Source organism: Pedococcus sp. P1_H8, from assembly GCF_056405175.1.
The window spans coordinates 1-427 of sequence record NZ_JBFUCP010000273.1 but is presented as its reverse complement, the minus strand read 5'-3'; the positions used below and the strand labels follow the sequence as shown (position 1 = coordinate 427).

Annotated in this window: 1 pseudogene; it reads left to right on the top strand. The window is 65.7% G+C overall.

The window, feature by feature from the left end:
* Positions 1 to 353, top strand: a pseudogene (locus AC1DYG_RS19965) (arylsulfatase); the annotation flags it as partial.
* Between the last annotated feature and the right edge of the window lie 74 nt (positions 354 to 427).

The window sequence follows — 427 nt, the reverse complement described above, 5'->3', positions numbered from 1 at the left end:
GACTGACGTGCTACSTCGACGACGGKTACCTCTGCTACGAGTACAACCTSTTCATCCTSATGCGGACGAAGATCCGGTCGTCGGAGCGGTTGCCGTCGGGCGGCCGTGTCGTCACGGTGGAGACGTCGTACGTGCAGGAGCGGCTGGGCGGGTCGCTCCAGGTGGTGATCTCGGTGGACGGGGAGACGTTCGCGGAGGGGGTGGTCCCGGTGAGTGCGCCGTTGCTGTTCACTGCCAACGACTGCCTGGACGTGGGCACCTGCCTGGGTTCGCCGGTGTCACTGGATTACCGCGACCGGGCCCCGTTCCCGTTCGAGGGGCAGATCGAGCGCATGCGGGTGGAGTACACGTGAGGTGGATTCGGTAGCAGGCTCCGGGGTGCCCCGAGTTCTGTTGGGGTGTAGCTGAACTCGGGGTACGTCGGAGG